Annotated in this window: 11 protein-coding genes; all 11 read left to right on the top strand. The window is 63.9% G+C overall.

All coding sequences use genetic code 11. From position 1 onward, the window contains the following. Positions 1 to 28 precede the first annotated feature (28 nt). Positions 29 to 1039 carry a tRNA dihydrouridine synthase DusB gene (dusB, locus tag BLW40_RS00365; RefSeq protein ID WP_074764431.1) on the top strand — a complete coding sequence of 337 codons (1011 nt, stop codon included), beginning with the start codon at positions 29 to 31 and terminating at the stop codon, positions 1037 to 1039. Then, entirely contained in the window at positions 1039 to 2172 is a 1134-nt protein-coding gene (locus BLW40_RS00360; protein WP_074764429.1) for a two-component system sensor histidine kinase NtrB, read from the top strand. The genes dusB and BLW40_RS00360 overlap by 1 nt, the downstream gene beginning before the upstream one ends. Further along, positions 2169 to 3623, top strand: a complete 1455-nt coding sequence (ntrC, locus tag BLW40_RS00355) for a nitrogen regulation protein NR(I) (RefSeq protein ID WP_083386551.1) — start codon at positions 2169 to 2171, stop codon at positions 3621 to 3623. Before BLW40_RS00360 ends, ntrC begins: the two co-directional genes overlap by 4 nt. Before the next feature lie 14 nt (positions 3624 to 3637). Continuing rightward, complete coding sequence (locus BLW40_RS00350) at positions 3638 to 5881, top strand: sensor histidine kinase NtrY-like (RefSeq protein ID WP_074765022.1); 2244 nt, start codon at positions 3638 to 3640, stop codon at positions 5879 to 5881. After that, entirely contained in the window at positions 5871 to 7265 is a 1395-nt protein-coding gene (gene ntrX / locus BLW40_RS00345; RefSeq protein ID WP_074764427.1) for a nitrogen assimilation response regulator NtrX, read from the top strand. The genes BLW40_RS00350 and ntrX overlap by 11 nt, the downstream gene beginning before the upstream one ends. Positions 7266 to 7267: 2 nt before the next feature. Further along, entirely contained in the window at positions 7268 to 8644 is a 1377-nt protein-coding gene (trkA, locus tag BLW40_RS00340) for a Trk system potassium transporter TrkA (RefSeq protein WP_074764425.1), read from the top strand. Continuing rightward, positions 8644 to 9327, top strand: coding sequence for an HAD family hydrolase (locus BLW40_RS00335; RefSeq protein WP_074764423.1), 684 nt, complete (start codon positions 8644 to 8646; stop codon positions 9325 to 9327). Before trkA ends, BLW40_RS00335 begins: the two co-directional genes overlap by 1 nt. Before the next feature lie 75 nt (positions 9328 to 9402). After that, positions 9403 to 9657 carry an RNA chaperone Hfq gene (gene hfq, locus BLW40_RS00330; RefSeq protein WP_074764421.1) on the top strand — a complete coding sequence of 85 codons (255 nt, stop codon included), beginning with the start codon at positions 9403 to 9405 and terminating at the stop codon, positions 9655 to 9657. Positions 9658 to 9711: 54 nt separating this feature from the next. Then, the gene (gene hflX / locus BLW40_RS00325; RefSeq protein WP_244511005.1) at positions 9712 to 11013 is read left to right on the top strand and encodes a GTPase HflX; all 1302 of its coding nucleotides are present in this window, start codon (positions 9712 to 9714) and stop codon (positions 11011 to 11013) included. Continuing rightward, a complete protein-coding gene (locus BLW40_RS00320) occupies positions 11010 to 11783 on the top strand; it encodes an inositol monophosphatase family protein (RefSeq protein WP_074764417.1) in 774 nt (257 codons plus the stop codon). The genes hflX and BLW40_RS00320 overlap by 4 nt, the downstream gene beginning before the upstream one ends. A 287-nt stretch (positions 11784 to 12070) precedes the next feature. Then, the gene (locus tag BLW40_RS00315; RefSeq protein ID WP_083386550.1) at positions 12071 to 12565 is read left to right on the top strand and encodes a hypothetical protein; all 495 of its coding nucleotides are present in this window, start codon (positions 12071 to 12073) and stop codon (positions 12563 to 12565) included. Positions 12566 to 12627: the final 62 nt, after the last annotated feature.

Raw genomic sequence — 12627 nt, 5'->3', positions numbered from 1 at the left:
GGGACATCTGCATAATAAATATGCACATATGATGTGCACCCGCCCCCTTTCGTCCCTGACCGTCGGATCGCTCTCCCTCGACAATGCCGTAATCCTGGCACCGATGGCGGGGGTGACCGATCTGCCCACCCGCCGTCTGGCCCGTCGCCTGGGGGCCGGTCTGGTCGTTTCGGAAATGATCGCCAGTCAGGCGATGATCCGCCAGAACCGCCAGACGATGCGGATGGCCAGTCACGAGGCCGCCGATCAGCCGACCTCGGTCCAACTGGCCGGATGCGAACCCGAGGCGATGGCCGAGGCCGCCCGGCTCAACCAGGACATGGGAGCGGCGATCATCGACATCAACATGGGATGTCCGGTCAAGAAGGTTGCGGTCAAAGGGGAATCCGGCGCCGCCCTGATGAAGGACGAGGTGCTGGCCGGCCGTTTGATGGAAGCGGTGGTTCGCGCCGTCGATCTTCCGGTGACGCTGAAGATGCGGATGGGATGGGATCAATCCTGCCTGAATGCGCCCCGGCTGGCCCGGATCGCCGAGGAGAGCGGCATCCGCATGGTTACTGTGCACGGGCGGACCCGCAGCCAGATGTATGGCGGTCGGGCCGATTGGGCCTTTATCGGCGAGGTCAAGCGGTCGGTGTCGATTCCGGTGATCGGCAACGGCGACGTTTGCAGCATCGACGACGCGGTCGCCTTGTTGGACCTGTCAGGGGCCGATGGCGTGATGATCGGACGCGGCAGCATGGGGCGGCCGTGGCTGCCGGGGCAGGTGGGGCATTTCCTCGCCACCGGAGAACGGCGTCCCGACCCCTCGCCGGGGGAATTGTATGAGATCGTGATCGATCATTTCGAGGCCTTGCTGGTGCATTACGGAACGGTTTCGGGTGTGCGCAACGCCCGCAAGCATCTTGCCTGGTACTCTCGCGGCCTGCCGGGCTCGGCCGAATTTCGCGCCGGGATCAACCGGCTGGACGATCCCGACGCGGTGCGCCGCGCCTTAGCCGATTTTTTTGGATCGCTGGCTGGAAAGGCCGCCGCCTGATGGCACTCCCTACCGTTTCCGCGCCCCGACGTCGTACCGGCGGCGCGACCTTCGATCCCGATGTCATCTTGAACGCGATCAGCGCCGCCGTGCTCGCGGTCGATGGCGACGACATCATCCGCCTCGCCAATGGCGGGGCCGAGCAATTGTTTGCCTGCGGGGCGGCGTGGCTGTGCGGCCACCCCACCAGCGAATTCCTCCCGCCGGATTCGCCGGTGCTGGCGCTGATCGCCCAAGCGCGCGGCGACGGTAATTCCGTTGCCGAATACGGTGTCGTGCTCGACACCCCGCGGACCGGCCACCGCATCGTCAGCGTCCAGGTTTCGCCGATCGTCGAACAGACCGGCGCGGTGGTGGTCAGTCTGCTCGAACAATCGATCGCGCTTAAGATCGGCGCGCATCTGACCAGCCGCAACGCCGCCCGTTCGGTGACCGCGATGGCCTCGATCCTGGCTCACGAGGTCAAGAATCCGCTGTCGGGCATCCGGGGGGCGGCGCAATTGCTGGAGCAGAACGCCAACGAGGACGATCGGGTGCTGACCCGGCTGATCTGCGACGAGGCCGACCGGATCGTCGCCCTGGTCGATCGGATGGAAGCGTTCTCGGACAATCCGACGGCGGTACGCGATCCGGTCAACCTGCATCAGGTGCTGGAGCATGTCCGCCGTATCGCCGAGGCCGGATTTGCCCGTCAGATCCGCATCGTCGAGCATTACGACCCCTCGCTGCCCCCGGCCCAAGGCGACCGCGATCAGTTGATCCAGGTCTTCCTCAATCTGGTCAAGAACGCCTCGGAAGCGGTGCCCGAGGAGGGCGGCGAGATCATTTTGTCCACCGGCTACCAACATGGTGTGCGGCTGGCGTTGCCGGGCGGCAACGAAGCCAAGCGTCATCTGCCGCTGGTGGTCAGCATTCAAGATAACGGTCCTGGTATCCCCGACGATCTGCGCCCCAATCTGTTCGATGCCTTTGTCACCACCAAGACCACCGGAACCGGTTTGGGATTGGCTCTGGTGGCCAAAATCGTCGGCGATCACGGCGGAGTCATCGAGTTCGACAGTCAGTCCCGGCGGACGGTTTTCCGGGTGTTGCTGCCGATGGTCCAGGACGGCGAAAGCAAGGAAAGCGAATGACCATGACTACTACCGCCACCATTCTGGTGGCTGACGACGATCGTGGCATCCGCACTGTGCTGTCCCAAGCGTTGGGCCGGGTCGGCTATGAAGTCCGGACGACCGGAAACGCCTCGACGTTGTGGCGCTGGGTGTCGGAAGGCGAGGGCGATCTCGTCATCACCGACGTGGTGATGCCAGATGAGAACGGGCTCGATCTGCTCCCCCGGATCAAGAAAATCCGTCCCGATCTGCGGATCATCGTGATGAGCGCCCAGAACACCCTGCTGACCGCAGTCAAGGCGACCCAGCGCGGCGCGTTCGAATACATGCCAAAACCGTTCGACCTCAAAGAGTTGGTCGCGGTGGTCAGTCGGGCTTTGTCGGCACCGCGTGCCGCCTCGTCCGACACCGCCCAGGACGACGACGAGGAAAAGCTGCCGCTGATCGGCCGGTCTTCGGCGATGCAGGAAATCTATCGGACCCTGGCCCGGCTGATGGGGACCGACCTCACGGTGATGATCACCGGCGAGTCCGGCACTGGTAAGGAACTGGTTGCCCGCGCCCTGCACGATTACGGCAAGCGCCGCAACGGCCCCTTCGTCGCGATCAACATGGCGGCGATTCCGCGCGAACTGATCGAAAGCGAGTTGTTCGGTCACGAGAAGGGGGCGTTCACCGGCGCGACCCAACGCGCCGCCGGTCGCTTCGAGCAGGCCGAGGGCGGAACGCTGTTCCTCGACGAAATCGGCGACATGCCGCCCGAGGCGCAGACCCGGCTGCTGCGGGTGTTGCAGGAAGGCGAATACACCACCGTCGGCGGGCGGGTGCCGATCCGCGCCAATGTCCGCATCGTCGCCGCCACCCATCGCGATCTGACCCAATTGATTCGCCAGGGCATGTTCCGCGAGGATTTGTTCTATCGTCTCAACGTGGTGCCGATCCGCCTGCCGCCGTTGCGCGAGCGGTCCGAGGACATCCCCGAACTGATCCGCCACTTTCTGGCCCAGGCCGGAGCGGAGGGTCTGCCCACCAAGACGATCGATTCCCAGGCGATGGAGCGCTTGAAGCGCCATCGCTGGCCCGGCAATGTCCGCGAATTGGAAAATCTGGTCCGCCGTCTGGCCGCGCTTTATTCGCAGGAAGTGATCGGGATCGACGTGATCGAAGCCGAACTGGCGGGTGGCGCTCCCCCGACGGACGTGATCGGGGCCGGGATCGAGGGTGAGGGGCTGTCGGCGACGGTTGAACGCCATCTGCGCGATTATTTCGCCAATCATGGCGATGGATTGCCGCCGGCCGGAGTCTATGACCGGGTGGTGCGCGAGGTCGAGAAGCCGCTGATTTCGCTGGCACTTGAGGCTACGCGCGGCAACCAGATCAAGGCGGCGCAACTGCTCGGTCTTAACCGCAATACCCTGCGCAAGAAAATCCGCGACCTGGAATTGCAGGTCAGCCGCACCCTGAAATGAGGAAAGGCGAGGCGATGGCGCCGGAACAGCAAGAGTCCGCCCGTCGTTTCGGTTCGTGGCTGAGACGGGCCGATCTTTCCCATCTGTTGGCCTATGGACTGACCCTGGCGACAATCCCCTCGGTCGTTGCCACCATCTGGGTTCTGGCCGATGCCGGGATTGCCCGGCCCGATCCCCACACCGTGCAAATTCTGCTGGTGCTGGATTGCGTTCTGCTGCTGGCGCTGGGCGCGGTGGTCGGGTTCCGGGTGCTCGAGGTGATGCGGGCGCGCCGCAGCGGGTCGTCGGGATCGCGGCTCCATCTCCGCTTCATCGTCCTGTTCGCGCTGGTGGCGGTGACGCCGTCCGCCTTGATGTCGGTCGGCTCGGCGGTTTTTTTCCGCTACGGCCTGGAAAGCTGGTTTTCCGAGCGGGTCCGTACCGCGCTTCAGGCCTCGCTTGAGGTCGCGCACGCCTATCTGGAAGAGCACAAGCAGATCATCGGCGGCGATGCCTTGGCGATGGCCAACGACATCAACCGCGAAGGGCCGATGCTGATGCGCTCGCCGCAGCATTTCTCGCAATTCGTCGCCACCCAGGCGGCGGTGCGCGGTCTGACCGAGGCGATCGTGTTCGACGGACGCGGATCGATCCTGGCCCGCTCGGGGCTGATCTTCGCCGTCGAGGCCAATATCGACCAGATTCCGCAATGGGCGTTCGAGAAAGCACGGGCAGGCGATGTCGCGGTGCTGACCGGCGGTGGCGAGGATCGGGTGCGGGCGTTGGTCCAGGTGTCGGGGCTGTTCGGCGACACCTTTCTTTTTGTCGGGCGCTTTGTCGATCCCAAGGTGATCGGCCATATGGAGCAGACCTCGGAGGCGGTGGCGCAGTACGAACGGCTGGAAGGCCGCCGCTCGGGGCTGGAAAACGCCTTCTCGCTGGTGTTCGGGATGGTCGCGCTGCTGCTGGTGCTGACCTCGGTCCGGGTTGGATTGATGATGGCGACCCGGCTGGCAACACCGATCGTTCGGCTGATCGACGCCGCCGAACGGGTCCGATCGGGCGATCTCGACGCCCGGGTCAGCGAGGAGGACACGTCCGACGAGGTCGGCCTGTTGTCGCGGGCGTTCAATCGGATGACCGATCAGCTATCCACCCAGCGTCAGGATCTGATGGACGCCAACCGCGAGTTGGACGAACGCCGCCGCTTCACCGAAACGGTCCTGGCGGGGGTGTCGGCCGGGGTGATCGGCCTTGACCGCCAGGGACGGATTCACCTGCCCAACCGCTCTGCCAGCGATCTGGTCGGGTTGGCGCTGGAAGACCATATCGGCGAGGATTTGCATCAGGTTCTGCCCGAACTGGCCGAGGCGGTCGATGAGGTCGCCCGCCGTCCCGACCGGTTGCTTCAGCGCGAGGTGCGGCTGTCGCCGCCCGGCGAGCGGTCGCGCATCTTGCTGGTCAGTGTCGCCGCCGAAAATCTGGATGGAGAGACCGTCGGGTTCGTCATCACGTTTGACGACATCACCGAACTGGTCTCGGCCCAGCGCAAGGCGGCCTGGGCCGATGTCGCGCGACGGATCGCCCACGAGATCAAGAATCCGCTGACTCCGATCCAATTGTCGGCCGAGCGGCTGAAACGCAAATATTTAAAGGAGATCGCGAGCGATCCTGATACGTTTGTTCAACTGACCGAAACCATCGTCCGTCAGGTGGGGGATATCGGGCGGATGGTCGATGAATTCTCGTCCTTCGCCCGGATGCCGGCTCCGCAGATGAAGCCGGACGATCTCGCCAACATCTGCCGCCAAGCGATGTTCCTGCAACGGACCGGAGCGCCCGAAATCACCTTCGAAAATCAGATTCCCGATCATCCGGTCCCGATCACCGCCGACGGTCGCCTGATCGGGCAGGCGTTGACCAATCTGTTAAAGAATGCGGTCGAGGCGGTGCGAGGACGCGAGGATCCGTCGGTTCCGGGGCGGATCGTGATGCGTCTGCGCCGTGAACCCGAGCGGACTCTGGTCGAGGTCGAGGACAATGGTCGCGGATTGCCGCGTGAAAATCGTGAACGGCTGACCGAGCCCTATGTCACCACCCGGACCAAGGGGACCGGATTAGGTCTTGCCATCGTTAAGAAGATCATGGAAGACCATGGTGGTGATCTGTATCTTGAAGACGCGCCGGAAGGGGGGGCGCGGGTCGGTCTGATCTTTCCGGCAACCGAGCCGCCACCATCCCAATCCTCCGGTGACAAGACGGTAGTTCATGGCGCATGACATCCTGATCGTCGATGATGAGGCCGATATTCGCGTCCTTATCGCCGGCATTCTCGAGGACGAGGGGCACAGCACCCGCGAGGCAGCAAACGCCGACGAGGCGCTGGAGCGTATCCGTGCCCGCCGTCCCTCTCTGGTGATCCAAGACATCTGGCTTCAGGGCTCGCGGCTGGACGGGCTGGGCGTGCTTGACGAGATCAAGCGCGAGCATCCCGACGTTCCGGTCGTGATGATCTCGGGCCATGGCACGATCGAGACCGCTGTTCAGGCGATCAAGCAGGGGGCTTACGACTTCATCGAGAAGCCGTTCAAGGCCGACCGCTTGCTGCTGGTGGTCGATCGCGCGATCGAATCCGCACGGTTGAAGCGAGAGAACCGCGAGTTGCGGGTCCGCTCCGGCTCGACCGGCGATCTGGTCGGAATCTCCCCCGCCATTGTGCAAATCCGCCAGACGATCGAGCGGGTCGCGCCGACCAATTCCCGGGTGCTGATCACCGGGCCGGCCGGATCGGGCAAGGAAGTGGCGGCGCGGATGATCCACGCCCACTCGCGCCGGACCGAGGGGCCGTTCGTCGTCGTCAATTGCGCGGCGATGCATCCCGACCGGATGGAAATCGAATTGTTCGGGACCGAGCACGGTGCCGACGGCCCGACCTCTCCGCGCAAGATCGGCACGTTCGAGCAGGCCCATGGCGGCACGCTGCTGCTGGACGAGGTCGCCGACATGCCGCTCGAAACCCAGGGCAAGATCGTCCGCGTCCTCCAGGACCAGACCTTCGAGCGGGTCGGCGGCGGCAAGCGGGTCGAGGTTGACGTTCGAGTGATCGCGACCACCAACCGCGACCTGCAATCCGAAATGCTGGCCGGTCATTTCCGCGAGGATTTGTTCTATCGCCTCAACGTCGTGCCGATCCGGATGCCCGCGTTGCGCGATGGCAAGGAAGATATCCCGCTGCTGGCCCGTCAGTTCATGCAACTGGCGGCGCAGTTGGCGGGGGTGCCGCCGCGACCGCTGGGCGAGGACGCGCTGGCGGCGCTTCAGGCCTATGACTGGCCGGGCAATATCCGTCAGTTGCGCAACGCGATCGACTGGCTGCTGATCATGGCTCCGGGCGACTGGCGCGAGCCGGTGCGGGCCGACATGCTGCCGAGCGAGATCGGCGCGATCACCCCGACCGTTCTGCGCTGGGAAAAATCAAGCGAGATCATGACGCTTCCCTTGCGCGAGGCGCGCGAATTGTTCGAGCGGGAATATCTGTTGGCCCAGGTCAATCGTTTCGCGGGCAATATCTCTCGCACCGCTGCTTTTGTCGGCATGGAGCGGTCGGCCCTGCACCGGAAGCTAAAGCTTCTCGGCATTAATACCGACGAAAAGGTACGTTAACGATGAAGGTCATCGTCTGTGGGGCTGGGCAGGTCGGCTTTAATATTGCCCATTACCTCGCCAGTGAGAATAACGACGTTACTGTGATCGATCAGCGGCCCGATCTGCTGCGTAAGATCGGCGACACGCTGGACGTTCAGGTGGTGTCGGGCTTTGCCTCGCATCCCGGTGTCCTGGAACAAGCCGGTGCCGCCGACGCCAATATGCTGATCGCGGTCACCGCCGCCGACGAGGTCAATATGGTGGCCTGTCAGGTGGCGCATTCGCTGTTCAACGTGCCGACCAAGATCGCCCGCATTCGCAGCCAGAGCTATCTCCAGCCGATCTGGTCGAACCTGTTCACCCGCGAACATCTGCCGATCGACGTCATCATCAGCCCGGAGATCGAGGTCGCCCGCGCCATCACCCGCAGGCTTCAGGTTCCCGGCGCAATCGACGTCATTCCGCTCGCCAACGATCGGGTCCGGCTGATCGGGGTGCGCTGCACCAGCCAGTGCCCGCTGATCAACACCCCGTTGCGCCAGCTCACCGTGCTGTTTCCCGATCTTGCGATCGTCATTATCGGTATCGTCCGTGACGGCAAGGCGATCGTTCCGGATTCGGAAGATCAGATGCAGGAAGGCGACGAGGTCTATTTCGTCGTCGATACCGGCCATGTCGAGCGGGCGATGGCCGCCTTTGGCCGCGAGGATCAGGAAGCGCGGCGCATCCTGGTGCTGGGGGGCGGCAATATCGGCCTGTTCCTGGCCCAGCAGCTTGAAGCGGCCCACCCTAACACCACGATCAAGGTGATCGAGATCGACAAGGATCGCGCCGAACTGGTCGCCCGCAGCCTGAACCGCTCGGTGGTGATCAATGGCGACGTGCTCGATGCCGAGATTCTGAAGGAAGCTTCGGTCGCCGCCGCCGAAGCGGTGGTCGCGGTGACCAACGACGACGAGACCAATATTCTCGCCAGTCTGCTCGCCAAGCGCTATGGCTGCCGCCGCACCATGACCCTGATCAACAAGACCGATTACGGCGCGCTGGTCGCGCCGCTCGGGATCGACGTGGTGATTTCGCCTCGCGCCATCACCGTTTCGAACATCCTCCATCATGTCCGACGGGGCCGCATTCACGGCGTCCATTCCCTGCATGAGGGCTTTGGCGAACTGATCGAGGCCGATGCGCTCGAAACCTCCTCGCTGGTCGGCAAGCCGTTGCGCGACGTCCGTCTTCCCGCCGGGGTTCTGCTCGGCGCGATCGTGCGGGGCGGTCGGGTGATCTCGCCACGCGGTGCCACCGTGGTCCAGGCGGGCGACCGGGTGATTCTGTTCGCCGCCGCCGAGGCGGTCAAGAAAGTGGAAAAGATGTTCTCTGTAAGGTTGGAATTCTTTTGATGTCCTCTCCTTTGCCCCGGCCGCGGGCGCTGGTGTTCGATTGGGACAACACCCTGGTCGATTCCTGGCTGTGTATCCAGAAAACCTACAACGCCACCTTCCGCCATTTCGGCCTGCCCGAATGGAGCCTGGAGCAAACCAAGGGACAGGTCGCCGCCTCGATGCGCGATTCGTTTCCGAAGATGTTCGGCGAGCGCTGGCCCGAGGCGCGCGAGGTGTTCAGCGATGCCTTCGCCGCGATTCACCTCGACCATCTCGTCCCGCTACCCGGGGCCGCCGCGTTGATCGAAGCGCTGGCTGAATCCGACATCGTGCTGGCGGTGGTCAGCAACAAGCGCGGCTATTTCCTGCGCAAGGAAGCCGAGGCGTTGGGCTGGACCGGCTATTTCAGCCGTCTGGTCGGTGCCGAGGACGCCTCGGCCGACAAGCCCGATCCGGCCTCGGTCCGGCTGGCGCTGGACGGGACCGGAATGGATCTTGGTCCCGAGGTGTGGTTCATCGGCGATTCGCCGGTCGATATCCTCTGCGCAGTCAATGCCGGGTGCAGTTCGGTTCTGCTGCGGCCCGAACCGCCCCGACCCGGCGAGTTCGTCGCACCTCCGGCCCGAATCGTCGAGGATTGCCGCGCCCTGGGCGAGGTGCTGCGCGAACTATCGGTTCCCATCGCGCCGAAATGGTGCTAACGAAAGAGATAGTCGAGGAATGCTGTCGGCGTTGCCTCGATTAATCCAAACGGGCAATAAGAACGGATCAAGATCATGTCCGCAGAAAAGACCCAAAACGTGCAAGACGTTTTTCTTAATTATATCCGAAAGAATAAGACCCCTGTGACAGTTTTCCTTGTCAATGGTGTCAAGCTTCAGGGTATCGTTACTTGGTTTGATAACTTTTCCGTACTTCTGCGTCGGGACGGTCATACCCAGTTAGTCTATAAGCATGCGATTTCAACCGTGATGCCATCGACCCCGGTGACCTTGTTCGATCCCACGAGCAAGGAAAGCGGCGAAGAGTAAGTGGCGCCCCGTCCCCCTGAGTCTCCGGTTTCGTCTGCGCGTCAACGCGCTTTGGTGGTTCATCCCGCCCGCAAGGCGGGGGGGCGAGGGGAGGGGTCTGCCGACTCTTCCCCGGCCACGGCGATTCGTCTGCCCGAAGCCCGGCTGGCCGAGGCGGTCGGGCTGGCCCAGGCGATCGAACTCGATATCGTGTTGGCCGAGGCGGTTCCGGTGCCGCGCCCGCGTCCAGCTACCCTGTTGGGCAAGGGCGCGGTCGAGCGTTTGGCCGATGCTATCGCCGATGCCGAGATCGGCCTGGCGGTGATCGATTCGCCGCTGACCCCGGTGCAGCAGCGCAACCTTGAGAAGGCTTGGGGCTGCAAGGTCATCGACCGCACCGGCCTCATTCTCGAAATCTTCGGTGCCCGCGCCCGTACTCGCGAGGGAACGCTTCAGGTCGAGTTGGCCGCGCTCAGCTACCAGCGCTCGCGGCTGGTGCGGTCCTGGACCCACCTTGAGCGTCAGCGCGGCGGCTTCGGCTTCCTGGGTGGCCCCGGCGAAACCCAGATCGAGGCCGACCGCCGGATGATCGGCGACCGTATCGTCAAGCTGGAACGCGAACTGGACGACGTCAAGCGGACCCGCGACCTTCACCGCAAGGCGCGGCGTCGGGTGCCCTATCCGATTGTCGCTCTGGTCGGCTACACCAATGCGGGCAAATCGACTTTGTTCAATTCCGTCACCCGCGCCGAGGTGATGGCGAAGGACATGCTGTTCGCCACCCTCGACCCGACGATGCGGACATTGGAGCTACCGTCCGGGCGCAAGGTGATCCTGTCCGACACGGTCGGCTTCATTTCCGATCTGCCCCACGAACTGGTTGCCGCCTTCCGCGCCACTCTGGAAGAGGTGCTGGAGGCCGATGTCGTGGTCCATGTCCGCGATATCTCCCATCCCGACAGCGAGGCCCAGGCCGCCGACGTCGAAACCGTCCTGCGCGAATTGGGGCTTGCGGAGATGGTCGATAACGGTCTGGTCGAAGGGCTGAACAAGATCGATCTGCTGAGTGCCGAACGGCGCGAGGAAGTGATCAATCAGGCCAGCCGCCATTCGGCCCGGCTGCCCTTTTCGGCGGTGACCGGAGAAGGGGTTCCGGCTCTGCTGGCCGAACTCGACCGCCGTCTGGGGCAGGGGCGGGCGATGCTCGACGTGTCGCTGCCGCTGACCGATGGGGCCTCGATTGCGTGGCTGTACCGTCACGGCGAAATCGTCGCCCGTCGTGACGATCAGAGCCACGCTTATCTGCGCGTCAAGCTTGATGCCGCCGATGTCCGCCGCTTTCATCAGCGACAGGCGGCGGCCCGGCCGCCCTCATGACCGCCCCGGTCGATATCGACCGGGTGGCCGGGATTATCCGCGAGGTCGCCGCCGCCGAAATCCTCCCCCGCTTTCGTAATCTGACCGCCGGACAAATCCGCGAAAAGCTTCCGGGTCAATTGGTCACCGAAGCCGATATCGAGGCCGAACGGGTTCTGACCCTGCGTCTCGCCGAAATCCTGCCCGAAGCCGCCTGCGTCGGCGAAGAGGCGGTTGCCGCCACTCCCGCTCTGCTCTCTCTGCTAGAGCGTCCGGGGGCGGTGTGGGTGATCGACCCGGTCGATGGCACCTCGAATTTCGCCCAGGGGCTGACCCGCTTTGCCGTGATCCTGGCCCTGGTCGTCGATGGCGTCACCCGGATCGGCTGGATCTATGATCCGGTCTCGGGGCGGATGACAATCGCCGAACAAGGCGGTGGCGCCTGGGAAGCCGGTCAGCGCCTGTCGGTGCTGCCGGGTGGTCCGCTTGCCACCCTGTCCGGTTCGGTCAAGCGCTCGGCCCGGCTGTCCGGGCGGGTGGCCAAGGTCGGCCGCAAGGGTAGCGCCGCCCACGATTACCTCGATCTGGTCCATCGCGGGCTGCATTTCGCCCATTTCCGTCGGCTGATGCCGTGGGATCATGCCGCCGGGGTTCTGATTCACGCTGAGGCGGGGGGATATGGCCGAATGATCGACGCCAGCCCCTATCGCCCTCGCTTCGACGACGGGGCGTTGCTGCTGGCACCCGACGAATCCTGCTGGTCGGCCTTGCGGGCTCTTCTGCTCGGATAGGACGCGTCGAACGGAAACGGCGGAACCGGGACTCCGATTCCGCCGCTTTTTTATCCTGGTTCCGCTATCATATCAGGGGACGTTTCCTTCCGAACCCAGGGCCGCGCAAAAGTTCGGCCATCGATTTGGATGGTTTGCCCGTTGACCGAGCTTGACGCCGAAGCTACGCAACTTTGTTCCCCGCGTCACCCTGTTTTTTTGTTTATATTCCATAATGCAGGTTGAAGGCGAAAGAGTCGTAGCCTTGCCCGGGGATGCTCCGACAGGATGCAAGGAGGGTTTTCGCGATGTTACGCTCCCTGATAACCTTGTCTTTCTTGATAATTGCCGGTGTAGAACCGGCTTTGGCCGAGCCGTCGGCGGGAGCCCCGACCCGGCTGATGCCCGACACCCCGTTGGTGATCACCATCACCAAGCCGGATTGTTCCCGGCTGATCCGCCACATCCCCGACGCCGACGTCGCCTATCGTCCCGGCGTGGATGCCCGTGGCCGCCCGGTTGTTCCCGCCGATCTCGATCCGGTCGCCGCCGACTTCGCCCGCAAGGTCGTGCCCGAGGTGCTGGAAATCCCGCTCACGATCAATCCGCTGACCTATAACAAAGAGCGCCAGGGCGTCACCACCCCGCAAGGGACTGCCAAGGGATTGGGGCTGACCCAATCGAAGGTCGGCACGGTCAAGTACGATTTCGCCCGCGACACCTTCACCTTCAACGGCCAGCCGATGGTGCAAGACGATCAGCGGGCGCTGGCTGCGGCCTGTGCGCGCCGGGGCGTGCGTTGACGGCATGACTGTTTCCGCGCCTTTCTGCGGCCCGGTTCGTGACAGGCCGGGAAATCCGGGCT

Origin of the sequence: Magnetospirillum fulvum (assembly GCF_900108475.1) — a bacterium.
Lineage (GTDB): Bacteria > Pseudomonadota > Alphaproteobacteria > Rhodospirillales > Magnetospirillaceae > Phaeospirillum > Phaeospirillum fulvum_A.
The sequence above is the reverse complement of the archived record's forward strand: the minus strand, read 5'-3'. Positions and strand labels throughout refer to the sequence as shown.

Coding starts and splice junctions, on each gene's coding strand:
- dusB (WP_074764431.1), top strand. CDS start 29: ATGATGTGCACCCGCCCCCTTTCGTCCCTGACCGTCGGATCGCTCTCC.
- BLW40_RS00360 (WP_074764429.1), top strand. CDS start 1,039: ATGGCACTCCCTACCGTTTCCGCGCCCCGACGTCGTACCGGCGGCGCG.
- ntrC (WP_083386551.1), top strand. CDS start 2,169: ATGACCATGACTACTACCGCCACCATTCTGGTGGCTGACGACGATCGT.
- BLW40_RS00350 (WP_074765022.1), top strand. CDS start 3,638: ATGGCGCCGGAACAGCAAGAGTCCGCCCGTCGTTTCGGTTCGTGGCTG.
- ntrX (WP_074764427.1), top strand. CDS start 5,871: ATGGCGCATGACATCCTGATCGTCGATGATGAGGCCGATATTCGCGTC.
- trkA (WP_074764425.1), top strand. CDS start 7,268: ATGAAGGTCATCGTCTGTGGGGCTGGGCAGGTCGGCTTTAATATTGCC.
- BLW40_RS00335 (WP_074764423.1), top strand. CDS start 8,644: ATGTCCTCTCCTTTGCCCCGGCCGCGGGCGCTGGTGTTCGATTGGGAC.
- hfq (WP_074764421.1), top strand. CDS start 9,403: ATGTCCGCAGAAAAGACCCAAAACGTGCAAGACGTTTTTCTTAATTAT.
- BLW40_RS00320 (WP_074764417.1), top strand. CDS start 11,010: ATGACCGCCCCGGTCGATATCGACCGGGTGGCCGGGATTATCCGCGAG.
- BLW40_RS00315 (WP_083386550.1), top strand. CDS start 12,071: ATGTTACGCTCCCTGATAACCTTGTCTTTCTTGATAATTGCCGGTGTA.